Annotated in this window: 1 protein-coding gene; it reads left to right on the forward strand. The window is 40.7% G+C overall.

Features of this window, described 5'->3' with window-relative positions; genetic code table 11:
* The coding region (locus AC056_RS19650; RefSeq protein ID WP_213033521.1) for a hypothetical protein at positions 1–263 on the forward strand (263 nt) is incomplete at both ends.

The raw sequence follows: 263 nt of genomic DNA on the forward strand, positions 1-263 counted from the left end.
TCTAGTTATACTCCATCAAGTGCTACGGTAGGTACTACTTATTATTATGTAGTTGTAGGAAGTGATTGTGGTTCAGATGTAAGCTCATCAGCAGTAGGGGTAACGATAACAGAGAACACAGCAATAGCAACACAGCCAGTAGGGGCAAGTTACTGTCAATCGGCAAGTGTTACAGACTTAAGTGTTTCAGCAACAGGAACGGGAACATTAACCTACCAATGGTATAGCAATACAAGCAATAGCAATACTGGAGGAACATTAAT

The sequence above is a fragment of the Acinetobacter genomosp. 33YU genome, from assembly GCF_001990725.1.
Classification (GTDB): Bacteria; Pseudomonadota; Gammaproteobacteria; order Pseudomonadales; family Moraxellaceae; genus Acinetobacter; species Acinetobacter seifertii.